At 67.9% G+C, this 24,317-nt stretch carries 24 protein-coding genes; 20 read left to right on the top strand and 4 right to left on the bottom strand.

Translation table 11 applies throughout. The annotated features are described in order from the left end of the window. Positions 1-80 precede the first annotated feature (80 nt). From AB4Z55_RS20940 to AB4Z55_RS20920, 5 genes are all read left to right on the top strand, one after another. Positions 81-1,289: a DUF5336 domain-containing protein gene (locus AB4Z55_RS20940; RefSeq protein ID WP_369520440.1), complete on the top strand. Its 1,209-nt coding sequence runs from the start codon at positions 81-83 to the stop codon at positions 1,287-1,289. A 177-nt stretch (positions 1,290-1,466) separates the two neighbouring features. Beyond that, positions 1,467-3,053 (top strand): DUF6350 family protein, encoded by a 1,587-nt coding sequence (locus AB4Z55_RS20935; RefSeq protein ID WP_369520439.1) that lies wholly within the window; start codon positions 1,467-1,469, stop codon positions 3,051-3,053. A gap of 97 nt (positions 3,054-3,150) precedes the next feature. After that, complete coding sequence (gene purN / locus AB4Z55_RS20930) at positions 3,151-3,774, top strand: phosphoribosylglycinamide formyltransferase (protein ID WP_064571217.1); 624 nt, start codon at positions 3,151-3,153, stop codon at positions 3,772-3,774. Next, positions 3,771-5,345, top strand: a complete 1,575-nt coding sequence (purH, locus tag AB4Z55_RS20925) for a bifunctional phosphoribosylaminoimidazolecarboxamide formyltransferase/IMP cyclohydrolase (RefSeq protein WP_101820355.1) — start codon at positions 3,771-3,773, stop codon at positions 5,343-5,345. The genes purN and purH overlap by 4 nt, the downstream gene beginning before the upstream one ends. Continuing rightward, a complete protein-coding gene (locus AB4Z55_RS20920; protein ID WP_081486988.1) occupies positions 5,332-6,075 on the top strand; it encodes a sulfite exporter TauE/SafE family protein in 744 nt (247 codons plus the stop codon). Before purH ends, AB4Z55_RS20920 begins: the two co-directional genes overlap by 14 nt. A 274-nt stretch (positions 6,076-6,349) precedes the next feature. Here AB4Z55_RS20920 and AB4Z55_RS20915 read toward each other — a convergent pair whose 3' ends face one another. After that, positions 6,350-7,612 (bottom strand): DUF222 domain-containing protein, encoded by a 1,263-nt coding sequence (locus tag AB4Z55_RS20915; protein WP_369520438.1) that lies wholly within the window; start codon positions 7,610-7,612, stop codon positions 6,350-6,352. Positions 7,613-8,026: 414 nt separating this feature from the next. On the opposite strand from AB4Z55_RS20915, the gene AB4Z55_RS20910 reads away from it, so the two are divergent. The 10 genes from AB4Z55_RS20910 (at position 8,027) to AB4Z55_RS20865 (ending at position 17,892) form a co-directional block, all read left to right on the top strand. Beyond that, positions 8,027-8,656: a hypothetical protein gene (locus AB4Z55_RS20910; RefSeq protein ID WP_369520437.1), complete on the top strand. Its 630-nt coding sequence runs from the start codon at positions 8,027-8,029 to the stop codon at positions 8,654-8,656. A 136-nt stretch (positions 8,657-8,792) separates the two neighbouring features. Beyond that, the gene (locus AB4Z55_RS20905; protein ID WP_369520436.1) at positions 8,793-9,659 is read left to right on the top strand and encodes an ABC transporter permease; all 867 of its coding nucleotides are present in this window, start codon (positions 8,793-8,795) and stop codon (positions 9,657-9,659) included. 101 nt (positions 9,660-9,760) lie between these two features. Then, positions 9,761-10,753: an ABC transporter substrate-binding protein gene (locus AB4Z55_RS20900; protein ID WP_248645551.1), complete on the top strand. Its 993-nt coding sequence runs from the start codon at positions 9,761-9,763 to the stop codon at positions 10,751-10,753. Continuing rightward, the gene (locus AB4Z55_RS20895) at positions 10,734-11,555 is read left to right on the top strand and encodes an ABC transporter ATP-binding protein (protein WP_369520435.1); all 822 of its coding nucleotides are present in this window, start codon (positions 10,734-10,736) and stop codon (positions 11,553-11,555) included. The genes AB4Z55_RS20900 and AB4Z55_RS20895 overlap by 20 nt, the downstream gene beginning before the upstream one ends. A 261-nt stretch (positions 11,556-11,816) precedes the next feature. Continuing rightward, entirely contained in the window at positions 11,817-12,722 is a 906-nt protein-coding gene (locus AB4Z55_RS20890; RefSeq protein ID WP_354563284.1) for a TauD/TfdA family dioxygenase, read from the top strand. Positions 12,723-12,895: 173 nt separating this feature from the next. Beyond that, the gene (locus AB4Z55_RS20885; protein ID WP_369520434.1) at positions 12,896-13,291 is read left to right on the top strand and encodes an ArsR/SmtB family transcription factor; all 396 of its coding nucleotides are present in this window, start codon (positions 12,896-12,898) and stop codon (positions 13,289-13,291) included. Continuing rightward, positions 13,288-13,782: an SRPBCC domain-containing protein gene (locus tag AB4Z55_RS20880; protein ID WP_004020069.1), complete on the top strand. Its 495-nt coding sequence runs from the start codon at positions 13,288-13,290 to the stop codon at positions 13,780-13,782. Before AB4Z55_RS20885 ends, AB4Z55_RS20880 begins: the two co-directional genes overlap by 4 nt. Positions 13,783-13,792: 10 nt before the next feature. Next, positions 13,793-14,371, top strand: a complete 579-nt coding sequence (locus AB4Z55_RS20875) for a maleylpyruvate isomerase family mycothiol-dependent enzyme (protein WP_248644934.1) — start codon at positions 13,793-13,795, stop codon at positions 14,369-14,371. A 42-nt stretch (positions 14,372-14,413) separates the two neighbouring features. Then, positions 14,414-15,859: a sigma 54-interacting transcriptional regulator gene (locus tag AB4Z55_RS20870; protein WP_369520433.1), complete on the top strand. Its 1,446-nt coding sequence runs from the start codon at positions 14,414-14,416 to the stop codon at positions 15,857-15,859. Between the two features lie 29 nt (positions 15,860-15,888). Continuing rightward, a complete protein-coding gene (locus AB4Z55_RS20865; RefSeq protein WP_004020066.1) occupies positions 15,889-17,892 on the top strand; it encodes a VWA domain-containing protein in 2,004 nt (667 codons plus the stop codon). Between the two features lie 55 nt (positions 17,893-17,947). On the opposite strand, the gene AB4Z55_RS20860 is transcribed toward AB4Z55_RS20865, so the two are convergent. After that, positions 17,948-18,451: a hypothetical protein gene (locus tag AB4Z55_RS20860; RefSeq protein WP_369520432.1), complete on the bottom strand. Its 504-nt coding sequence runs from the start codon at positions 18,449-18,451 to the stop codon at positions 17,948-17,950. Positions 18,452-18,847: 396 nt separating this feature from the next. Between AB4Z55_RS20860 and AB4Z55_RS20855 the strand changes: the two genes are divergently transcribed. Further along, entirely contained in the window at positions 18,848-19,486 is a 639-nt protein-coding gene (locus AB4Z55_RS20855; RefSeq protein WP_004020064.1) for a DUF1707 domain-containing protein, read from the top strand. A 4-nt stretch (positions 19,487-19,490) separates the two neighbouring features. Here AB4Z55_RS20855 and AB4Z55_RS20850 read toward each other — a convergent pair whose 3' ends face one another. Next, positions 19,491-20,426 (bottom strand): AEC family transporter, encoded by a 936-nt coding sequence (locus AB4Z55_RS20850; RefSeq protein ID WP_033203689.1) that lies wholly within the window; start codon positions 20,424-20,426, stop codon positions 19,491-19,493. 61 nt (positions 20,427-20,487) lie between these two features. Between AB4Z55_RS20850 and AB4Z55_RS20845 the strand changes: the two genes are divergently transcribed. The 4 genes from AB4Z55_RS20845 (at position 20,488) to AB4Z55_RS20830 (ending at position 23,413) form a co-directional block, all read left to right on the top strand. Continuing rightward, positions 20,488-21,252, top strand: coding sequence for a DUF4190 domain-containing protein (locus AB4Z55_RS20845; RefSeq protein ID WP_354563289.1), 765 nt, complete (start codon positions 20,488-20,490; stop codon positions 21,250-21,252). Positions 21,253-21,404: 152 nt separating this feature from the next. Continuing rightward, positions 21,405-22,334, top strand: a complete 930-nt coding sequence (locus AB4Z55_RS20840) for a DUF4190 domain-containing protein (RefSeq protein ID WP_369520431.1) — start codon at positions 21,405-21,407, stop codon at positions 22,332-22,334. Between the two features lie 178 nt (positions 22,335-22,512). Beyond that, the gene (gene rpmF, locus AB4Z55_RS20835; protein WP_004020060.1) at positions 22,513-22,686 is read left to right on the top strand and encodes a 50S ribosomal protein L32; all 174 of its coding nucleotides are present in this window, start codon (positions 22,513-22,515) and stop codon (positions 22,684-22,686) included. Positions 22,687-22,804: 118 nt separating this feature from the next. Continuing rightward, complete coding sequence (locus AB4Z55_RS20830) at positions 22,805-23,413, top strand: trimeric intracellular cation channel family protein (protein ID WP_101820370.1); 609 nt, start codon at positions 22,805-22,807, stop codon at positions 23,411-23,413. An 80-nt stretch (positions 23,414-23,493) separates the two neighbouring features. Here the strand turns inward: AB4Z55_RS20830 and AB4Z55_RS20825 are convergent, their stop codons facing one another. Next, entirely contained in the window at positions 23,494-24,243 is a 750-nt protein-coding gene (locus tag AB4Z55_RS20825; RefSeq protein WP_369521041.1) for a hypothetical protein, read from the bottom strand. Positions 24,244-24,317: the final 74 nt, after the last annotated feature.

The raw sequence follows: 24,317 nt of genomic DNA, 5'->3' as shown, positions 1-24,317 counted from the left end.
GGGGGCGACGGCCGGACGCCGTCACCTCGACGCGACCCGCTGATCCAGACCGACCGACCCGACCCGACCAGGAGATCGCGATGACCTACCCACCCGGCGGCTACGGGCAACAGCAGCCCGAGTCCGGACAGTCCTACGGCCAGTACGGCAATCAATCCGGCTACCCGCAATCCGGCGCCCACAACACGGGTCCGCAGGCGAGCCCCGCGCCCGGCTCCGACCAGTACGGCCAGGCGCAGCAATACGGGGGCCAGCAGGGCTACGGCCAGCAGTACGGGCAGGCCGGCCAGTCCTACGGGCAGGGACAGCCCGGTTACGGACAGAGCCCTGCGCAGGGCTATGGCGACCAGGGTTACGGCCAGCAGGGTTACGGCCAACCCGGGTACGGCCAGCAGGGCCAGCAGGGCTACGGCCAGTACGGGTACTCCCAGCCGCCGGTCAAGCAGCCGAGCCAGGGACTCCCGGCCATCACCCCGGTGCTCCTCGCGGCCGCCATCGGCGCCTTCGGCCTCATCGTGCTCTTCAGCGGATTCCTGTCCGCGGCCGAGACCTATGACTTCGCGCTCAAGTTGTTCCAGACGCAGTACAACGCCCCGTACACGCTGATCAGCGTTGCCGGAATCCTCGCGCTCATCTCGCTGATCCCGGGCATCAAGGTGCCGGCGGCTCCGATCGTGGCGTCACTGGCGATCACCTCGTTCCTGATCACCCTGTTCCAGTTCCTCAACATCGACGACAACGGTGCCGGGGCGATCGTCCTGCTGATCTTCACCCTTCTGTCCGCGGTCCTCGCCGTCGTGTGGTTGCTCACCGATGCCGGCGTCATCAAGGTGGCACCCGCGGTGGGCGATGCCACCGCAGCCGTGGCCCCCGGCTCGTCCGCCGCGACGCAGTCCGACACCGGTGCGCATCAGCAGACGGGCGGATACGGCGACGCGCAGACCACTGCCTACGGCACCGGGAGCGCGCAGGCGCAGTACGGCCAGCAGGCATCGGCCAACTACGACCCGTCGGCCTACTCGCAGTCGTCGGGTGCGTCGACGACCGGTCAGAGCGGATACTCCGCCGGAACGGGGGAGTCGTCGGCGTCGGCCGCCGGTGCGGCCTCCGGACACGGCGAATCGGGCTACGGCGACTACCGCCCCGGCCAGTACGGGGCCGGCGCCTCGGGTGCATCCCCTTCCGCACCCGGCGCCTCCGCGAGCCCCGCGGGCACCGACACCCCGGCCGGAGACCACTCCACCACGGTCTTCCAGAAGCCGGAGCCGCCCACCGGAAGCGGCAACTGACCCCTCGCACTCGGTGCCCCGTCGACCATCGGTCGGCGGGGCACTGTGTTTCGCCGTCGGCCGAGCCGGCCCCGCCGGTCGGGCCGGTGCGAAGCCGCTCGGTGAGCTGCCTCCCTTTCGCGGCTCACTCGGCGCGTCTACGACGGCGTCGGCCGGGACCGTGTCAGGCTCATGACGATGCCTTCCCTCAAGCCGGACCCGACCACGGACAATCTGGCGTCGCAGCTTCGTAACCTGCGGCGATCGCGTCGTGCGCAGCGCACGGCGGCCGAGGGTTCGGCCCGCCAGCTCGCGGTGGTGGCGTTCACCGTTCCCGCGATCGCGCTGGTGACCCTGATCGTCGTCATGCTTGCGGTGCTGCTCTTGGCCGGCAGCGGCCTGACCGGACTCCCGAGCGCGATCGCCTCGGGTTGGTTGGCCATCCACCAGGTGCCGGTGACGATCAGCGGGGTCACCGTCGGCGTGCTGCCGCTGTTGCCGACACTGATCGTCGCCGCCGGTACGGCCCGGCTGACGGCTCGGGCCGTCTCGATCGGCACGAACTCGGCCGAACGCGATCGGCACGATCTGTTCGACCTGGGGGCCGTCGTCTTCTCGGCGGTGATCGGCCCGGTGCTGATCACCGCGATGTCGTTGGCCGTCGTGATGGACGGTGGATCGGTCCTGCCGATCCAGACGCCCAGCGCGCTCGTCGCGTTCCTGTACACGCTGGGCGTGCATGGTGGCGCCGCCCTGGCCGGGATCGTGTGGAGTCGACGCCGGGACTTCGCGGTCCGTGGGCGCGTCTCCCACGCCGATCGTCGAGGCTTCCGATACGGACTGGTCGCGGCACTGATGCTGCTCGTCGCCGGCGCCGTACTCGTGTGCCTGCGCATGCTGATGCGGCACGGGCAGATCGGTGAGCTGATCGAGACCGGTTACGACTTCGACGGATTCCTGGGACTCTGCCTGCTCTCGGTGCTGTATCTCCCGAACGTGATGGTCGCCGCGATGGCGGTGCTCGTCGGTTCCGACGTGCAGCTCGGCGCGATGACGGTCGATCTGTTCACGGTTCGCGGTGGCGCCGTGCCGCCGGTCCCGGTGCTCGCGGTCCTGCCCGACGGGCCGGGCGCCGGAGCCTGGGGATTCGTCGGTCTGCTCGTGCCGGCCGGCGTCGCGGGCTTCGTCGGCTGGCGATGCCGAGACCTCGATCCCATGGCTCATGTGCGTTTGGTGGGAGTCGCCGCGGCGGTGGGGGCCTCGGCGGTCGCCGTCCTGACCGTCGCGGCGGGCGGCACGCTCGGGGAGTTCGGCGACGTCGCCGTCACCGTGTCGGCGGCCGGGGTCTTCACGCTGGGCTGGATCGCGGTCGTCGGCCTGCTGATCGTGCTGGTGTACGCCTTCCTGCCGTCGACCCGCGCAGCCCGCCTCGCCGTCGGCGACGAGTACTTCGACGACCCGCTCGATCCCGGTTACGAGGACGAGTACGTCATCGTCACCGATCTGGACGAGGACGATGAGTACGCGGAGTACTCCGAGTTCGACGACGGTGACTACGAGGATGCCGATCACGACGGTTACGAGTACGACGACGAGCCCCGCGAGGACGAACCTCTCGACGATGCCGATGCACGCGACGACGGTTCCGTGGTCGCCGACTCTCCGTCCGGTTCCGAACCGGCGGCGAACCGCGTGTACGACGACGATCTCGATGAGACCGATCTCGCCGACGATGCGGACTACGACCTCTATCCCGGCTCGCACGGCACGTCCCGGCAACGCTGAGGCGAACCCCGCCGGCAGGGCGCCCCGGTGTGCGGCCGGCCCGACGGCGTCGCACCCGGCTCGGGTGGCGCAACGTGCGGCGATTAGTCTCGACGACGTGACATCCCCGACGGCACCCGGCCGCACCCCGCTGGTGGTGATGGCGTCGGGCACCGGTTCGCTGTTGGAGTCGCTGATCGCGCGCGGTGGCGCCGAGGATTCCCCGTTTCGGGTTGCGGCGATCGTCGTCGACCGTGTGTGCCGCGCGCAAGAGGTCGCGCAGCGCAACGAGATCCCGCTCATCACCTGCCGTGTCGCCGACCACGCCGACCGCGCGACGTGGGATCGTGCGCTGACCGAGCAGGTCGCCGCGATCGGACCGGAGTGGGTGGTGACCGCCGGGTTCATGAAGATCCTCGGCCCGGCCTTTCTCGGACGGTTCGGTGGACGTGTCGTCAACAGTCACCCGGCGCTGCTGCCCGCCTTCCCGGGCGCCCACGGTGTCGCCGAGGCACTCGACTACGGCGTCAAGGTCACCGGCGCGACGGTCCACCTGGTCGACGAGGGCGTGGACACCGGTCCGATCCTCGCCCAGCAGGTGGTCACCGTCGATGACGACGACACCGCCGACACCCTGCACGAGCGAATCAAGACGGTCGAGCGCGTGTTGCTCGCCGACGTGGTGGCCGCACTGGTCACCAGAGGAGTAGTCATCGATGGACGAAAGGCCCGCATCCCGTGAACGCACACAGCCCTGACAGTTCTCGTCGACCGATTCGGCGCGCGCTGGTGAGTGTCTACGACAAGAGCGGTCTCACCGATCTCGCGACGGCGCTCCATGCGGCCGGGGTGGAGATCGTGTCCACCGGATCGACCGCGAAGACCATCGCAGGCGCGGGTGTCCCGGTCGTCGAGGTGTCGACGCTGACCGGCTTCCCCGAATGTCTCGACGGGCGCGTCAAGACCTTGCACCCGAAGGTTCACGCAGGCATCCTCGCCGACACCCGAAAGTCCGATCATGTCGCGCAGCTCGACGAGTTGGGCGTCGCCGCATTCGATCTCGTCGTCGTCAACCTCTACCCGTTCACCGCGACGGTGGCCTCGGGCGCGACGCCGGACGAGTGCATCGAGCAGATCGACATCGGCGGTCCGTCGATGGTGCGCGGCGCAGCCAAGAACCATCCGTCGGTCGCCGTCGTGGTCGATCCCGAGGACTATGCACGGGTGGCCGAGGCCGTTGCCGCGGAGGGCTTCTCCCTCGCCGACCGGAAGAAGCTCGCGGCAAAGGCGTTCCGGCACACTGCCGACTACGACGTCGCGGTGGCGTCGTGGATGTCGAGCGTCGTTGCGCCCGAGGACGACTCGCAGTTCCCGGCGTGGGCCGGGGCGACCTGGACCCGCTCCGCGGTGCTGCGCTACGGCGAGAACCCGCACCAGGCGGCCGCGCTGTATGTCGGAAACGCCGGCGCCGGCGGGGTCGCGACCGCCGAGCAGCTCCACGGCAAGGAGATGAGCTACAACAACTACACCGACGCCGACGCCGCCTGGCGCGCCGCGTACGACTTCGATGCCCCGGCGGTCGCGATCATCAAACATGCGAACCCGTGCGGGATCGCCATCGGTGCCGACATCGCAGAGGCGCATCGGAAGGCGCATGCCTGCGATCCGATCAGCGCCTACGGCGGTGTCATCGCCGCGAATCGCGAGATCACCGTGGAGATGGCCGAGCAGGTCGCCGAGATCTTCACCGAGGTCATCGTCGCGCCCGGTTTCGCCGACGGCGCGCTCTCGGTCCTGACCCGGAAGAAGAACATCCGAGTCCTGGTGGCCACCCCGCCGGCGGCGACCGGGATCGAGACCAAGCCGGTGTCGGGCGGATTGCTGATGCAGCAGCGTGACGTCCTCGACGCCGACGGTGACAATCCGGCCAATTGGAACCTCGTGGCCGGACCGCCGGCCGACAACCAGACTCTCGCCGACCTCGAATTTGCTTGGCGGGCATGTCGTTCGGTCAAGTCCAATGCCATTCTGCTCGCCTCCGACGGTGCGTCGGTCGGGGTGGGCATGGGGCAGGTCAACCGCGTCGACTCCGCGCATCTCGCCGTGCAGCGCGCGGGTGACCGAGCGGCAGGCAGCGTCGGGGCGTCGGATGCGTTCTTCCCCTTCCCGGACGGACTGCAGGTACTGCTGTCGGCCGGGGTGAAAGCCGTTGCCCAGCCCGGTGGATCGATTCGCGACAACGAGGTGATCGAGGCGGCCGACGAGGCGGGCGTGACGCTCTACCTCACCGGGGCGCGCCATTTCGCTCACTGAGCTCGCTCTACTGGTCGTCGCCGGGTTCGGCGCAGGCCTGATCGGCTACATCACCGGGCTGGCCTCGATCGTCAGCTATCCCGCGCTGCTCGCCGTCGGGCTCAGTCCGATCGCCGCCAACGTCACGAACACGGTCGCGCTGGTCGCCGTCGGGGTGGGGAGCACCGCACAGTCGGGACGCTCCCTCCTCGACGGTGACCGGCGGCGTCTGATCATCGGCGCAGTAGCCTCGCTGATCGGTGGCACGGTCGGTGCGGTGCTGCTGCTCTCGACGCCGGCCGAGGCGTTCGAGGCCGTTGTGCCGTTCCTCGTGGCGATTGCCGCGGTCGCGCTACTCGTACAACCCGTCCTGCGACGTTGGGCGACCTCACACGTCGAACGCCCCTGGGTGTTCATCCTGGGATTGACGCTGATCTCGGTGTACGGCGGATACTTCGGCGCGGGGGCCGGGATCATGATCCTCGCGCTGATGCTCGTGGTGACCAGCGAACCACTGTGGCGCGCAGCATTGTCCAAATCGCTGTTCCTCGGCATCGCCAACACGGTCGCCGCCGTCGGATTCATGATCTGGGGACCCGTCGAGTGGTGGGCGGCGCTCGCCATGGCCGTCGGCTGCCTGGCCGGTGGATGGTGTGGTCCGCCCGTGGTGAAACGCCTACCGCCCGGACCACTTCGGATAGTGGTCGGAGTCTGCGGACTCGGCCTCGCGGGGTGGTTGGCGTTCAGCTGAGGCGTCGGCCTGGGGGACGACCGCAGCCGACAACCGCTGCCCCGCTGCTGCCTGATGCGGGAGAACCGCGGACTCGCCGGCACCCGCTGATGCTCCTGGTGGCGAGGACGGAGTAGCGACGAGAATTCGCAGTGCGGCCCGTTCCCGGCCGACGATTCGACCGGGAACGGAGCCGACTGTTGTGTCACTGTGCAGTTGTCAAAGGACGGATGCGGTCCCGAGCAAGCATCGGGTGCGGAAGGTGCTGCGCGAGGGTTCTGGTCGATTGGGAGTGTCAGGCGGCGTTGTCGAGTCGCATGGTGCGTCGGTTGTAGGCGTGGAGTGGTCGGCGTTGTGGGTCGATCGAGGCGGGTGGGATGAGCCATGGATGGCGGTCGTAGCCGATGACGATGTCCCACCCGTGGTGGTGGACTTGGGTGTGGCAGCGTTGGCAGAGCAGGCAGCCGTTGTCGAGGTCGGTGGGTCCGCCGTCGGCCCAGTGCTCGATGTGGTGCACCTGGGTGTGTGACGGTGGTGCACCGCATTTGATGCAGCACTGGTCTCGCACGATCATCGCTCGCCTTAGGTGTGGTGGGAACAGCCGGTGGGTGTGTCCCATCTGCAGGGGTACGCCTTCAGCATCGAGGACGATTTCGGTCAGCGACCCGTCGCATGACAGCTGTTTCGCTGTTGCATGGCTGACGGATCCGGTCCAGGGCAGGGTGGCTGGGTCGGCGCCGGTGGCGGGGATTGTGAGCATGAGTTGTGTCCGTGGGGAACCAACGGTGTCGAGGGTGGCTCCGAGTGCTGCTTGGTCGAGGATCAGCTCGAAGGCGTCGGCGCGGCGTTGTTCCGCGGTGCGTCGATCCTGGGCGCCGTCGGGTTCGGGGCGTGGGCAGGATCGTTCGTCGATCATGGCCAGGAACTTCTCGCCGACGACTTGTGTGAGGTCGGCGCGGATGTCGATGCGTCCGTCGTCGGTGGTGTGGGCGCTGACCGAGTTCAAGGATGAGTCGTCGGCGGTGGGGATGCCGGTGTCGTCGGCGTCGGTGAGGGTGTTGCCGATGGTGCGGGCGTGTTGGAGGACTTGTGTCGGCGTTGCCCCGGAGAGTGCTTGGCCGAGGAGCTCGATTTCGTGCGCCGTCTTGTCTTCGTCGGAAAGAGGTGCCGAGCACCGCTTTTCGATGTGGTTCACTCCGCGGATGATGGCGTCGACGATTTCGGCGGTGAGTCGTCCGTCGGCGGCGTGACGAGCAAGCGTGGGGAGGGTGGGTAGGGCGTCGACGCTGCGCATGACGCGGTGGGCCGAGCTCGGTGCGTGCCCTGATTCGATCAGCATCTTCTTGGTGGTGCTGCCGACCTTTTGTGCGACGCCGAGTTCGTCGAGTTGTGCTGTGTGGGTGACGATCTGGTGGTCGGCGATATTGCGTATGAGTCGAAGTGTGTTCAGTGCGTCGAATGTTGCTGCGCCGGTGGGGTCGTCGGTGGGCGGGGTGGTCTCGATGAGGTGGTCGAGGAGAGTGGCGAGCTCTGGCATGTCTCCACTGTACGGGAACATGCTTTCGATTTCGAGGAAATTCCACAACCGATATTCGCGAAATCATCTACTGTGCACCATATTTCGTCGACTGTGCGTCGTTTCCCGTTGACTATGCGTGGATCGTTCACATGGGTGAACTTCTGTCCCATCCGTCTCGGATTTGGCTCGCTGTCGAACAATTGAGTCCGAGATCTTTGGGCTGAACCCCGTTGCGAACCCTTCGAGGCTCGTCGCTTGCGCTCCTCGCACCTCAGGGGGCGGGGGAGGGCTCGTCGCTTGCGCTCCTCGCACCTCAGGGGGCGGGGGAGGGCTCGTCGCTTGCGTTCCTCGGGGCGCGGAGGTGTCTTGTCGCGCACCTCGGTCGCGAAGGGGGTTTGTCGTTTCGCGCGGCTGAGCGTTTGTGAGACCCTGACCGTTCGGGGGGGTGAATTGATGACGAACACCGAGACAGCTCGGCCGGGCGGAGGCGACGCCCGCGGTGAGACGCGGTTGAGACTCTTCGGTTTCGAGTACGACGGGTCCGGTTACTGCGCGGAGGTCCTCGACTATTCCGGATGCGATGTGACCACGGTGATCTCGGACGCCGATTACTTCTTCACCGATCAAGGGAAGTTGTGGTCGCTGGCTGTCGTCGAAAATCCGTCCGGTGGTGAGCGTCTGGAGTGGCTGTCGGGATACGACTATCGGCAGCCGGCTCGAACACAGGCCGCGCGGAGAAGACGATCCGATATGCAGATGCGATACCTCGCCTCCCGCGCCGCAGGGTCGCGACCGGTGGTGCTCCCCGACGGACTCCGGCTCATCCGCATGTTCCCCGAGTGGGGCGCGGGGCCGCTCTGGGAGAGCTTCACGGAGAACTATCCCGCCGACCCGTCGCGCTTGGGCCTCGACCCCGAGCTGGCAGCGGCGCTGACCCAGTGGAACGGCGCGTGGAACGCCCGACCACACGACGCCGACCTCGACGACGAACCGGCGTGGTCGGCCGCCGGACTGGCACTGCATGCTCGCGTCCAGTCCGCGCTGACCGGCGTTGCCGAGGTGGCCGCGCAGTTCGTGTTCTAGGCGATTCACACGGACGCGACCAGAGAAACCCCACGCCACAAGCACATCGCGCCGGATTTGTATGCATCCGGCGATAGTTTTCCTCTCGACGACGAAAACTCTGTTCGTGAGGGTTTGCGATGTCTAGACATGCACGGTGACCTTGTTTGTGGACATCACCCCGGAAGAAGCGGGTGGTGGGGCGGAGCGCACGTCGCCCGGTGGTTCTTCGCGCGTGCGATCACTGTTGACCCGGGTGGGACTCCCGCTGCTGTCGGTGGTGGTGTTCGCTGCGGTGTGGCAGCTCGTCGCCGTCAGCGGGATCTGGAGCGAGACCTTCGTGCCGCGTCTCGGCACGGTGTGGCGGGCCTTCGTCGACATGTCCACCACGCACGACGGCGTCCGCGGTTACGCCGACTACTACTGGTGGGAACACCTGTACATGACCCTGCGCCGGGTCTTCGCCGGCGTGGCCATCGGTGTGATCCTCGGAGTCCTGCTCGGACTGGCGATGGGAACGGTGGTGTCGCTCCGGCGACTGCTCGAACCGTGGCTGACGTTCCTGCGCGCACTGCCGCCGCTGGCCTACTTCTTCCTGCTGGTCATCTGGCTCGGCATCGACGAGGCTCCCAAGATCACGCTGCTGGCCCTGGCCGCGCTGCCGCCTGCCGCGGTGGCGACCACCGCCGCGGTCAGTGCCGCGCCGGTGGGTCTCATCGAGGCTGCCCGCGCGCTCGGTGCGTCGCGGTCCGAGGTGATCCGCGACGTCGTCGTGCCGTCGGCGCTGCCCGAGACCTTCACCGGTGTAAGGCTTTCGGTCGGCATCGCCTACTCCTCGGTGGTCGCGGCCGAGTTGTTCAACGGCATTCCCGGAATCGGTGGCGTGGTCAAGGACGCCAGCAACTACAACAACACACCCGTCGTACTGGTCGGCATCATCGCCATCGGTCTGTCCGGACTGATCATCGACGGGCTCCTTCGAACAATCGAGCACCGAGTGGTGCCGTGGCGCGGAAAGGTCTGAGGGACATGAGAATCACACGCAGGGGGACCGGCTCGAGCCGGCTCGGGCGATCGAACGGACTGCGCTCGCGGTTCGGTGCGGTGCTCGGGGTGATCGCCGCGATGACGCTGATACTCGCCGGGTGCTCGGTCGACAACTCCGGCGACGACAGCAAGCCGACGATCCGGCTCGCCTACCAGTCCTTCCCGAGCGGCGACCTCATCGTCAAGAACAACGGCTGGCTCGAAGAGGCCCTGCCGGACTACAACATCAAGTGGACCAAGTTCGACTCCGGTGCCGACATCAACACCGCGTTCGTCGCCAAAGAGGTCGACTTCGCCGCCATCGGCTCCAGTCCGGTGGCCCGCGGACTGTCCGCGCCCTTGAACATCCCGTACCAGGTGGCCTTCGTCCTCGATGTCGCGGGCGACAACGAGGCGCTCGTCGCGCGCAACGGAACCGGGATCAACACCGTCGCCGACCTCAAGGGCAAGCGGGTGGCTACGGCATTCGCCTCCACCGCCCACTACAGCCTGCTCGCCGCGCTCGACCAGGCCGGCGTGAACCCGAAAGACGTGGACCTGATCGACCTGCAACCGCAGGCCTCGCTGGCCGCCTGGCAACGCGGCGACATCGACGCGGTCTACACCTGGCTGCCCACCCTCGACGAATTGCGCCAGGACGGAAAGACTCTCATCGCCAGTCGACAGTTGGCCACCGCCGGCAAGCCCACGCTCGACCTCGGGGTGGTCTCCAGTGACTTCGCCGCGGCGAACCCCGACGTCGTGAACACCTGGCGTCAGGTCCAGGCCCGGGCGCTGACCCTCATCAAGGACGACCCGCAGGCCGCGGCCGACGCCATCGCCGCGCAACTGGGTACGACCCCGGAGGATGCGGCCAACCAGCTGAAGCAGGGCACCTACCTCACCGTCGCGGAGCTCACGAGTCCGACGTGGCTGGGCACGCAGGGCAACCCGGGCAATCTGTCCGAGAATCTGCACAGCGCAGCGGTGTTCCTCGCCGAGCAGCAGCAGATCCCCGCGGCCCCGCCGATCGAGACCTTCCGAGATGCCATCTACACAGAGGGATTGCCGGGTGTCCTCGAGCAGCAGTAGCCAGATCGTCGACACCGGACGCTCCGCGGGTGAGCGCGGCGCGATCCGCCTGCACAACGTGTCCCAGCGGTATGGGACGGGTGCGGACGCGGTGACCGCGGTCGGCCCGGTCGATCTCGACGTCCCGCCGGGGGAGTTCCTGGTGCTGGTGGGTGCATCCGGATGCGGCAAGTCCACCCTCCTGCGGCTGATCGCCGGGTTCGAGCCCGCGACGTCGGGTGAGGTGGTGGTCTCGGGCGCTGCCCCGGTGCCCGGGGTGTCCTCGGGTGTCGTGTTCCAGCAACCGCGTCTGTTCCCGTGGAAGACCGTGGGCGGCAACGTCGATCTCGCACTCAAGTATGCGAAGGTCCCGAAATCCGAACGGGCGGCGCGCCGGGACGAACTCCTCGAACGGGTCGGATTGGACGACACCGCCCACCGGCGCATCTGGGAGATCTCCGGCGGTCAGCAGCAGCGCGTCGCGATCGCCCGCGCGCTGGCGGCCGAGACCTCCCTGCTCCTGCTCGATGAGCCGTTCGCGGCGCTGGACGCACTGACGCGAGAACGGTTGCAGGAGGATGTGCGTGCGGTGAGTTCCGACAACGGACGCACCAACGTCTTCGTCACGCACAGCGCCGACGAGGCGGCCTTCCTGGGCAGCAGGATCGTCGTGCTCACCAAGCGTCCCGGACGTGTCGCGCTCGATCTCACCTCGCCGTTGCCGCGCACCGGCGTCGAACCCGAGGAGCTGCGGGGTTCGCCGGAGTACGCCGCGTTGCGCGCCGAGATCGGAGCCGCCGTGAAGGAAGCCGCAGTGGCCTGAGGCCCGCCCTTTTCCTCACCGTGGGCTCAACCCTGTCCGGCGGCGCGGCGGACGGATAGACAGTACGGGTGTCCACCACCACCGTTCCGCGCGCCACGAGGCCCGGTCGCTCATCGAGCGCTCCGGGGTCACATGGGGGTCCGGTCGGCGGTGGGAAGTGCACTCTCCATTCGATGAACTGGGCGGACGGCTCCCACCACGGTTCGCCGCCGGCGCACCCCGCTCCCACCCTCGCCTTCCTCGACCCGGAGAACGATCCTCATGACCACCACCGCACACCCCGTCGCCACCGCTTCCCGTACTGACGCCGGAACCATCTCCAGCGGAGTCGAATTCGACATCGACGAGTTCGGGCCGAGTTTCGGCGCCGAGATCCGCGGCGTCGACGTCGCATCCGCTTCCGATGCGCAGGTCGCCGCGCTTCGGCAGGCGCTGATCGACTACAAGGTCATCGTCCTGCGCGATCAGGATCTCGACGACGCGGCGCATATCCGATTCGGAAATCGATTGGGCGACCTCACCTTCGGGCACCCGGTGTGGAACAGCGGCGACGTCCCCAATGAGGTCTACTCGCTCGACAGCGCCGACAACGGATTCGCCGACGTCTGGCACACGGACGTCACCTTCATGCCGCGTCCGCCGATGGGCTCGATCCTCCGCCCAGTGGTGTTGCCGCGCAACGGTGGTGACACCAATTGGGCGGACGCCGAGCTCGCGTACCGGTCGCTGTCGGAGCCGATCCGCCGGATGATCGACGGACTCAGGGCCGTGCACGACGGCAACCGCGAGTTCGGTTACTACCTCAAGCAACGACGCAACGGCCGCGGTAACACGTGGGACGGCGAAGAGGTCACCGAGCTGGTGCCGGTCACCCACCCGGTGGTGCGCATCCACCCCGAGACCGGACGGAAGTCGTTGTTCGTCAATCCCGGCTTCACCTCGCACATCGACGGTGTCTCCGAGGCGGAGAGCCGCGGCATCCTCGACCTGCTCTACGCGCATCTCACCAAGCCCGAGCACATCGTCCGTCACCGCTGGCGTCTGGGCGACCTCGTGCTGTGGGACAACCGGAACACGCTGCACTACGCGAACCGCGACTACGGCGATGCCCGCAGGGTGATGCATCGGATCACCCTGCGTGGCGAGGCGCCCATCGGGCCCGCCTGACCGCACCCACCCTCGACAACTCCCACCCTCGGCCCACCGGCCGGTGGTGGGAGTTGTCGTTTGCGGGGCCCGGGGTTCTCTCCAAGCCGCCCCGGCGGTTATTCAACCAAGGGGTTGACAACGTCCCCGAAGGGGCGCACGATCGTATTCAACCAAACGGTTGAGGAGTTCGAATGGCAGACGAGTTGTCCAAGGTGTTCGCCGCACTCGCGGACCCCACCCGGCGTGACATGGTCGCGCGGCTGGCGGTCTCGGATGCGACGGTCAGCCGGCTCGCCGAGCCGTACGACGTCAGCATCCAGGCCGTCTCCAAGCATCTGAAGGTGCTCGAGGACGCCGGCATGGTGACCCGCACCCGGGAGGCCCAAACCCGTCCGGTCCATCTGGAAGCCGAGGTGTTCGACCTCATGACCAAGTGGATCGAGCGGTATCGGAAGCGGGCGGAGGAGCGCTACCAGCGTCTCGACGCGCTGCTCGCCGAGATGAACGACGGCCCCGAGGCCGACAATCCGACAGCGCCGGACCTCGAGGTCGAACAACCACTCCACAAGGAAGGAAAGGCGTCATGACCGCAACCCAGACCCGCTATCCCGAGGCCGCCATCGAAGCCGATCAGGAGGTGCCGCTGATCCGGATCACCCGCGACTTCCGCGGGACGCCCGCGCAGCTGATGAAGGCCCACACCGATCCCGAATTGTTCGTCCGGTGGGTAGGGCCGGAGGCGATCAGCAGCCGGATCGTCGAGTGGGACGTCCGTGACGGCGGCAGCTGGAGTTATGTCTCCACCCACGAGGGACAGGAGTTCGGATTCCGCGGCTGCTTCCACACCGTCGGCGAGGACAAGATCGTCCAGACGTTCACGTTCCTCGGCATGCCCGACGCGGTGTCGCTGGAGACCCTGTGGTTCGAGGACCTCGGTGACGGCACGACGCGACTCCACGCCCAATCCCTCTGCGACAGTTTCGAAGCCCGCGACGGCTGGCTCGCCTCCGGGATGGAGGTCGGCGTCAACGAGGGCTACGCCGCCCTCGACCGCATGCTGTCCGACGGCACGGTCTGAGTCCCCGGACATGACCATCGCAGACTTGGACGCCGCTGCGAGCCACCGTGACGTCGCCGCCGGTTTTGCGGACGTCGTCGCCGGCGTCACCGACTGGAACGCCCCGACGCCGGTCGACGGATGGGTGGCGCGCGACGTCGTCGCCCACCTCGTCGACTGGTTCACCGGGTTCCTCGCCGCCGGCGGCGTCGAGCTCCCGGCCGGCCCGACCGTCGCCGACGACCCGGCCGGGGCGTGGTCGGCGCATGCGTCGGGGGTTCAGGCCCTTCTCGACGGACCGTCGGCCGAGGACACATTCACCCACCCGATGGCAGGCGAACACCGCCTCGCCGACGCGGTCGACCAGTTCTACACCGCCGACGTGTTCATGCACACCTGGGATCTCGCGCGATCGCAGGGACTGACACCCGACCTCGACGCGGCATTCGCGCGACGCCTCCTCGACGGCATGGCGTCCATCGACGAGATGTTGCGCAGCTCGGGCCAGTACGGCCCGAAGGTCGAGGTGCCCGACGATGCCGACGTGGTGAGCCGGCTGATGGGCTTCATCGGACGCGACCCGGCCTGGACGCCCGCTCCTGCCGGGTAGGCGACCGCAACGGCGCAGACGCAGATCCCAACTCGGAGTAGCGTGGATCAGGTGCCAGAGGACAACGTCACCACCCATGGTTCTCAATCGACCGAAACCCGCCACCCGTCGCCCCGGACCCTCGGCGAACTCCGTGCCAGCGGCCACGTGCAGCGCAGCATCCGCGACGAGATCCGCAACAACCTGTTGTCGGCGCTCCGCGCGGGCCGCGACCCCTGGCCCGGCATCGTGGGCTTCGAGGCGACCGTCATCCCGCAACTCGAGCGTGCGCTGATCGCAGGCCACGACGTCGTGATGCTCGGCGAGCGCGGCCAGGGCAAAACGCGCATCCTGCGCACGCTCGTCGGCCTCCTCGACGAGTGGACGCCGGTGATCACGGGTTCGGAGCTGGGCGAGCACCCGTATGAGCCGATCACCCCGGGATCGATCCGGAAAGCTGCCAACCTCCTCGACGACCTGCCGATCGAATGGCGGCACCGTTCCCAGCGATACAGCGAGAAGCTGGCGACGCCGGACACCTCGGTCGCCGATCTCGTCGGCGACATCGACCCGATGAAGGTGGCCGAAGGGCGGAGTCTCGGCGACCCGGAGACCATCCACTTCGGGCTCATCCCGCGCGCACATCGCGGCATCGTCGCCATCAACGAGCTGCCCGACCTCGCCGAACGCATCCAGGTGTCCATGCTCAACGTGATGGAGGAGCGCGACATCCAGGTCCGCGGCTACACGCTGCGCCTGCCGCTCGACGTCCTCGTGATGGCCAGCGCCAACCCGGAGGACTACACCAACCGCGGTCGCATCATCACCCCGCTCAAGGACCGCTTCGGCGCCGAGATCCGCACGCACTACCCGCTCGAACTCGACGACGAGGTGTCGGTCATCGAGCAGGAGGCCGACCTCACCGCCAGCGTCCCGACGTTCATCACCGAGATCCTGGCGCGATTCACCCGCTACGCCCGCGATCATCCCTCGATCGACCAGCGCTCGGGGGTCTCGGCCCGATTCTCCATCGCCGGCGCCGAAACCGTTGCCGCGGCCGCACTTCACCGTGCGACCGTCACCGGGGAGGACCAGGCGGTCGCACGCGTCGTCGATCTGGAGTCGGTGATCGAGGTGCTGCGCGGCAAGATCGAGTTCGAGTCCGGTGAAGAGGGTCGTGAACTGGAGATCCTCGAACACCTGATGCGCAAGTCCATCGCCGACGCGGTGCGGGCACATCTGGGCGGAATCGACATGGCGCCGTTGGTCTCCGCGCTCGAAGAGGGCGAACCGGTCGTGACCGGCGATCGCGTGCGTGCGGGCGACCTGCTGGAGTCCATCCCGTCGCCCGACACCACTGCGGCAGTCCTCGACCAGATCGCCGATCGGCTGGAGGCCGACAGCGAGGGGGAGCGGGCCAGCGCTGTCGAATTGGCCCTCGAGGGCCTGTTCCTGGCTCGTCGCATCGGCAAAGAGGCCGACGAGACCGGACAGACGGTCTACGGCTGAACGCGCCGCTAGGACAACGAGGAGAACACATGGCGCGCAAGAGCTTCCATCGTTCGCGCTACCAGCGGTACACCGGCGGGCCCGACCCGCTGGCGCCGCCGGTCGATCTGCGCGAGGCGCTGGAGACGATCGGCGAGGACGTGATGGCCGGCGCGTCGCCGCAGCGTGCCCTGCGAGAGCTGCTGCGTCGCGGGACGCCGGACATGCGAGGACTCGACAAGCTGCGCGAACAGATCAACCGTCGCCGGCAGGAATTGCTGAAGAAGCGGAACCTCGACGGCACCTTCGCCGAGATCCGCGAACTCCTCGACCGCGCGGTTCTCGAAGAACGCAAACAGCTCGCGCGTGACCTCGACGACGACGCCCGGTTCGCCGAGATGCAGATCGGCAGTCTCCCGCCCTCGACCGCACAGGCCGTCGAGGAACTGTCGGAGTACGACTGGCGCAGCCCGCAGGCTCGCGAGGACTACGACAAGATCAAGGACCTGCTCGGCCGGGAACTGCTCGATCAACGTTTCGCGGGCATGAAGGAAGCGCTCGAGGGTGCGAACGAGCAGGATCGGCAACGGATCTCGGAGATGCTCGGGGATCTGAACAAGCTCCTCGAGGCGCACAACCGGGGTGAGGACACCGCGGAGGCGTTCGACGAGTTCATGGGGAAGCACGGCGAGTTCTTCCCGGAGAACCCGCGCAACACCGAAGAACTCATCGATTCGCTCGCCCAGCGGGCGGCCGCGGCGCAACAGTTCTACAACTCGCTGACCCCTGAGCAACGGGCCGAACTCGATCAGCTGGCGCAGCAGGCGTTCGGCTCGCCCGACCTGATGAACCAACTCGCGCAGATGGATTCGCAACTCCGGGCGGCCCGGCCCGGTCTCGACTGGGACAACGCGCAATCCTTCTCCGGCGATCAGCCGATGGGACTGGGTGAGGGCGCCGCCGCCCTGCGTGACATCTCCGAACTCGAAGCGCTCTCCGAGCAGTTGTCGCAGCAGTACGCGGGCGCGCAGATGGACGACATCGACCTGGATGCGCTCGCCCGCCAGCTCGGCGACGATGCGGCGGTCGACGCCCGGATGCTGGCCGAGCTCGAGAAAGCACTGTCCGAACAGGGATTCTTCGACCGCACCGCCGACGGGCAGCTGCGCCTGAGTCCCAAGGCGATGCGTCAGCTCGGTCAGTCGATCTTCCGGGACATCGCCGAACAGCTGTCGGGCCGCCGCGGCGACCGCCAGACCCGCCAGACCGGGCTGCTGGGTGAGCCGACCGGCGCCTCCCGTGAGTGGGAGTTCGGTGACACCGATCCCTGGGATGTCACCCGCACCGTCTCGAATGCGGTGCTGCGCACCGTCTCCGAGACCACCGAGCCGTCCTTGGCGACTTCGGAGATGGCGCGGTCGGGTGTGCGCATCGATGTCCGCGACGTCGAGGTCTCGGAGACCGAGAGCCGGACACAGGCGGCGGTCGTGCTCCTCGTCGACACATCGTTCTCGATGGAGATGGAGGGCCGGTGGACGCCGATGAAGCGCACCGCGATCGCCCTGAACCACCTGATCTCCACCCGTTTCCGCAGCGACGAGCTGCACCTCATCGCGTTCGGCAGGTATGCGCGCTCGATCGACATCGCCGAGCTGACCGGACTGCAGCCGCGCATGGAGCAGGGCACCAACCTGCACCACGCGCTGCTGCTCGCGCAGCGGCACCTCCGACGGTTCCCGAATGCTCAGCCGGTGGTCCTGGTGGTCACCGACGGTGAGCCGACCGCGCATCTCGACCCCAGCGGGGAACCGTTCTTCTTCTATCCACCGCACCCGCAGACCATCGCGTTGACCGTCCGCGAACTCGACCATGTCGCGCGAATCGGCGCCCAGGTCACGTTCTTCCGGCTCGGCGAGGATCCTGGGCTGGCGCATTTCATGGACCAGATCGCGCGCCGGATCGGCGGACGCGTGGTGGCACCGGATGTCGACGGTCTCGGTGCCGCCGTGGTCGGCGACTACCTACGGGCTCGAAAGGGACGCCGCCGCGGCTGACTTCGATCAGCCTCCGCCGCCGCCGCCGCGCGACGACGTACGACGGATGGCGTCGTCAAGCCGTCGTCGGTTTTCGGCCGGCGACGATCCAGAGCACGATGCCCACCAGCGCGAGCAGACCACCGAGTCCACCGCCGAAGACCGCCAGCAGCACACCCCCGACGCCGCTGAAGATGCCGGATGCGTCCAGCGATGCGACGACGGCGGGCGAATCGCATCGGAACGAGTAGGTGCCGGATTCGACGACCTCGAAGGAGTCGAACGATTCGACTCCGGAGCCGTCGAAGGTGAACTCGGTTGTCGTGTTCGTCCCCGGTGCCAGCGCGGCGGGACCGGTGATCTCGCAGGCGGGCACGCCATTCGAGGCGCTGGTGCTGAACAACTGGAACTCGTCGCCGGCGTCGTAGTACTGCTCGGCGGTGGGATCGACCTGGAACGCCTTGTCCGCCTGGTCGACCACGTTCCCGATGCCGGCGACCGCGAGGATCACCCCCACCGCGACGGACAGGACCAGGATCACCACACCGACCAGCGTGAGGATCTTTCCCCATCGTCGCATCCCGGCGCGGTCCTTGCGCGGCGGAGGGGGCGGCGGGTAACCACCGTAGGGGCCGGGTTGCCCGAAGCCCCCCGACGATTCGTATCCGCCGCCAGGGATAGGCGGCTGCTGGGGATATGGGGAGTCGTACGGCGACTGGTGTCCCGAGGGGGTCGGTCCCGGCTGGCCTGCGCCGGGCCGGCCCGGGTCGTGGGGCTGGCTCATCTTCGCCTCCGATGGTCGCCGGCCGGCCGTCCCGCCCGGACCTGACGAATTATGCCGCTCAGCGGGGGCTTTCGTCGGCCGGTTGGGCAGCCGGGTCGTCGTGACGAGAGCGCAGGTGAATCGGCACTCGGGGTCGACTCCGGGAAAGATCAGGGTGGTCGAGCAGGACTCGGCCCACTAGGGTCTGCAGACGTGACCGAACCCGGCGAACTCCCGATTCCCGACGACCGTCGAGCCCGGCTCCGTGCCGCGGACGCGGACCGCGAACTGGTCCACGAGATCCTCTCCGCCGCCATGGCGCACGGCAGTCTCTCACCTGTCGAGTACGAGGAGCGCGCCGGAAAAGCGGTGCTCGCCAAGACCTTCGGTGATCTCGATGCACTGACCGACGATCTGCCGGTCGCGCAGCTCGGCGTCGCCATGCCCGCGGCCAGCTTGTCACCCGGGCCACGGGTGACAGGTGGGAGCTCGGATGCAGCCGTTCGTCACCGACTGGCGATCATGTCCGGAAGCGAGTTGTCGGGGACAGCGGTGGTCGCCGATCAGCTCACCGCCACCGCCATCATGGGCGGGGTCGAACTCGACCTGCGGGAGGTGGAGTTCACCGCTCCGGTACTGACGGTGCAGTGCGTGGCGATCATGGGCGGCGTCGAGATCAAGGTGCCCGACGGGGTCACCGTCGAGATCGGGGGACTCGGCGTCATGGGTGCTTTCAGCGGCAGATCGCAGAAGGCGTCTCGCCCCGGTGCACCGGTCGTGCGGGTGACGGGACTCGCGCTGATGGGCGGCGTCGACGTCAAGTACGTGCCCCGCGACGAGCCGGACGCCTGACCGGTCACGCGAGCAGGAGCGCGACCACCATGATGGTCGGAATCGACGCGAGGGTCGTGATCAGCGCCGTGTCCCGGGCGAGGATCTGCCCGCGCCGGTAACGGGTGGCGTACACCAGGACGTTCTGTGCCGTGGGCAACGCCGCGATGACGACCTGGGCGAACAGGGCCTCGCCCTGCTGTCCGAAGCCCCAGCGGGCGACCACATACACGGTGATCGGCATGACGATCATCTTCAGAACACTCGCCAGCGCGATGTCGCGGCGGGGGCTCTGCCCCTTCTTGAACACCGCGACGCCGGTCAGCGACAACCCGAACGCGAGCAGGGCCGCGGGTACCGAGGCGTCGCCCAGCATCTTCAGCGGCGACATGACCGCGGCCGGCGGCGTCCAACCGATCAGCGAGAGAGCCAGTCCGGCGAGTCCGCCGACGACGATCGGATTGGTGATCGGGGCGACCAGGGAGTCCCGCAGGAGTGAGCGCCCCGAGTCGCGGTCGAGTGCGGTGAGATCGAGTGCGAGCAGTGCCACCGGTGAGTAGATCAGGATCTGGAACAGCAGCAACGGCGCGATGAACGACGCGTCGTCGAGCACGAAGATGGCGATCGGCAGTCCGAGATTCACACTGTTCACGTAGGACGCCGACAGGCCGCCGATCACGAGTTCGGGGACCGCGCGTCGAAGCCAGAGTCTGGCGATCACCACGTAGACGACGCCCATGAGGAATGCGGTGCCACCGGCGATCACGAGCGTCGCCGAGAAGACGACCGACAGGTCGGAGGTGACCATCGAGTGGAACAGGAGTGCCGGGGTGAAGACGAAGAACACCAGGCGGGACAGGACTTCGTGCGCATGGTCGCCGATGACACGCGTGCGCCCGAGGACGTAACCCACCCCGACTACAATGAAGATCACCGTGAAGCCGGAGATGACGCCAGACACCGGTCGAGTCTAGTCGTTAGGCTGGTGAACACATTGTGTCGGATCTACATGGGGGTTGTGCGTGAGTTATCCACCGGGACAGGGTTCGGGCCAGGGCCAGGACGACTGGGGTACGGTGCCGAGTTCGGGGTCCTCGGGCAGTTCCGGCCCCAACCTCAGCAAGGGTGACCAGGGCCAGGGTGCCGCTCCGGAGTACGCGCCGACCGAGTACGGCCAGACCTACCAGCCGGGCCCGTCGTCGGACCCCTACGGCCAGAATGCATACGGCCAGAACCCCTACGGGCAGAACCCGTCCGGCCAGAACGTCTACGGCCAGGACCAGTACGGCCAAAGTGCTTACGGATCGCCGGCCGGCGGCCAGGGGTACGGGACGCCGGGCCAGGACCCCTACACGCAACCGCCCGGCGGAACCTACGGTCAGTACAACGATCCGTACCAGGCAGGCCAGGCGCCCGCCTACGGCAGTGCGTACGGGTCGCAGAACCCGTACGGCGCAGCGCCCTACGGCGGCGGTTACGGATACGCGCCACCGCAGAAGAGCACCAACGGCAAGGCCATCGGGGCGTTGATCTCGGGAATCGTCGGGCTGGTGATGCTCGCCGCGTGCTTCCTCATCTCGTTCCCGGTCGGCATCGCCGCGGTGGTCCTCGGTGTCATGAGCCGACGCGAGGTCGAGCAGGCGGGGGACACGCAGACCGGATCGGGCATGGCACTCGCCGGGATCATCACCGGCGCTCTCGCCATCGTCGGCGCGATCGTGTGGGTCGCCATCATCATCGTGGCCATCGCGGCCGGGAATTCCACGGACTCCGTCTACTACTACTGAACGAATCTTGGGCCGTTCCGGGGTCGTGGTCATCGACTTCGGCCCAGTTCGGAGCCCCTTTTCACTAAGCTGTGCAAGATGCACGGCCGGGTGGGCGTGCACGCATCTCCCCGCGTCGTCCTGCTGCGGCGCGGCATGGTGAAAGGCATCCGATGACCACTCCGACCGAGGGCAGCGATCCGACGGATCCGGCCTCATCACCCAGACCGCCCACGGACTCCTCGGCGACCGACCCGTCGCCGTGGGAACCGACCCAGAAGGCGTCGGTTCCCGACGCCGCGCCGGACTCGGTTCCGGTGACCTCGACACCCGGGGCCGGGCCCGATGACACGGAGATTCCCGAGTCGCACAGTCCGGCCGACGGTGTCACCCAGGTCATCCGCACCGACGGCGTGTCGAATCCGCAGTCTGCGCAGCCGGTTTCGCCGCCACCCACCGCAGGCGGCCCGCCACCCTCCGGCCCGCCCCCGTCCGGTTATGGCTCGACCCGCGTGATCTCGACGCGGCCGCCTTCGGGACCGCCACCGGGACAGCCGCCGCTGCCTCCTCGGCAGGGCCCTGGCCCGGAGCGGGGATTGGGTCCGGAGCAGGGATTCGGCCCGCAGCATGGTCATGTCCAGCAGCCGGGCCACGGTCAGCACCCGGGTCACGGCCAGTCCGGCCGGCCGGGCTACGGCCCCCCGCCGGGTTACGGCCAGGCCCCGCAGGGGCCTGCTCCGGGTCGGCACGGGCAACCGTTCCCCCCGCCCGGCGAGGGCCGCTCTGCCGAACAGGGTCCGGCCGAACCGCGCTCCGCCGATCCGTCTCAGGGCGGCGCAGACGGCTCGTCGACCAACACACTGGCCGTCGGCGCCCTCGTGGCCTCGCTGCTGGGTCTGCTGTGCAGCGGGATCGGCGGCATCGTCGGACTGGTGCTCGGGATCGTCGCACGCAAACAGATCGCGGCGTCGGGCGGAAGGCAGACCGGCGACGGTATCGCGCTCACCGCGATCATCATCGGCGCGTTCATCCTGGTCGTGTGGATCGCGTACTGGCTGGTGATCGCACTGACCGACCTGCAGTCGCCGTGGAGTTACTTCTGAGAAGTGCACGATCGGAGGCCGGTGGGTCCGCCATTTTGGAGCTGGACGTCCTCGCCAGGTAGTCTGGTCCAGTTGTGTGCCGCGGCCGCGTCGGGTCGACGGGCGCACTCAGGGGCCGACCAGTGACGCATGGCGTCGCCATCGACCACGCAGACCACAGTAGGAGAAGGGCTCAACCATGGCTGTACCGAAGCGCCGGATGTCGCGGGCGAACACCCGTAGCCGTCGTTCGCAGTGGAAGGCGGAAAACCCCGCACTGCAAGAAGAGAAGGTGAACGGCGTCCCCGTGCGGATTCCGCGTCGTCTGGTCAAGGCGGCTCGCGCCGGCCTCATCGACCTGGACCGTCGCTAGCCGCGTTCGGTCGCCGTTCCGGCACCGCACTGACATACCGATGACCGCCTCCGGTCCCACCGGGGGCGGTCATTCGTGTGCCGGTGGTCGTCCCTGTTCCTGATCCAGAGGTGATCTCGTGCTGCTCGACGTGCTCAACTTCGCGGGTATCGCGGTGTTCGCGGCGTCGGGTGCGATGCTCGGGGTCCGCAAGGACTTCGACATGTGGGGGATCATCACCGTCGGCGTCCTCACCGGTGTCGGCGGCGGGGTCCTGCGTGACGTACTCCTCGGGATCACCCCGCCCGCATCGATCAACGGATGGGGTCCGATCGTCACCGCGACCATCGCCAGCCTCGTCGTCTTCTTCTTCCATCCCGCGTTCACCGCTCTGCACCGGTCGATCCTGGTGCTCGACGCCTTCGGGATGGGGCTCTTCGCCGCGACCGGGGCGAGCATCGCCCTCGACGTCGGGGCGAGCGCCTTCGCCGCGACGACCGTCGGTCTCCTCACCGCGGTCGGCGGCGGGATGCTCCGCGACGTGATCTCCAATGAGGTCCCACTCCTCCTCCAGCCGTCCGACCTCTACGCCGTGCCGGCGGTTCTCGGTGCCGCCGTCGTCGCCGTCGGTGCCACGTATACTTCTGCGCCGCACTGGATCTGGCTCGTCGTCGGGTCGGTTCTCGCGACCGGTCTCCGGCTGGTGAGTCTGCGGTTCGCGCTGAAGCTCCCGACTGCGCGACGGTAACGCCCCGCAAACCCACCCCTTTCCGTGAACCCACCCGGGCCGAGCGCGGTGACTTTGCGGAAACAGGGTGGGTTTGCCGGTCACTCGAATCCGCCGAGTCGAAGCGCCTTCGTGATCTGCTCGTAGAAGCGGGCCTTGTCGGCGAGGTCCGGCCAGGTCCACCGGACGACGATCTCCACCTGCTGTCGCGGTACCGGTAGGTCGGGGAACTCGAGCATGACTGCACGACTGAGGGACTCGCCGACGCTTTCCGACGACGCGTTCGCGTGCGCCATCGCTCGGCGAAGCATCTCGACCCCCTTGAATCCTCGGCACGAGTCGAGGATCCGTCTCATCCGGTCTGGATCGGCATCGCGTCGAAGGGCGGCATCGAGCACCGCGAGGGCCTGCCGGTTGGTTCCCAGTCGGGCGACATCGCACGCCGTGCGCTCGATGGACGTCACCGTGACCCCGTCGATGACCTCGATGTCCTGGGGGTCGACGGCGGCCTGATGTCTGACGATGTTCCCGGCCCGTTTCCCGACTCTCGGCGACGTCACATGAACCTGCGACAGGTCGGGCCACAGCATCGGCAACCGGTGCATGGCAGCGGCGGAAGCGTGACTCACGACCCGACCGGGTCGTCCCGCCCTGGCCGCAGCGATGACGGTCAAGCGGTATTTCTCGATGGCGTGGAGTTCGCTCACCGCGGTGAAGTCGGCCATCGTACCCGGCCAGAGCCGCGCGAGAGCCTTGGTGCTGACCATGCGCTGCAGCTGTTCATCGCTGATGTGGGTGCCGGCAGTCTCGCTGCGGAGGATCAGGCCGTACGGGTCGGTGGGTAGGTCCATACGTGTCAGACGCACGAACGCCCCGTCCGGACCCAACTTCCGACAAACCCACCCAATTTCCGTGAACCCACCAG

It is taken from the genome of Gordonia sp. ABKF26, assembly GCF_041103195.1.
GTDB classification, from domain to species: domain Bacteria; phylum Actinomycetota; class Actinomycetes; order Mycobacteriales; family Mycobacteriaceae; genus Gordonia; species Gordonia terrae.
Note: the sequence above shows the minus strand (reverse complement) of the source record. Positions and strands in the feature narration are given on the sequence as shown.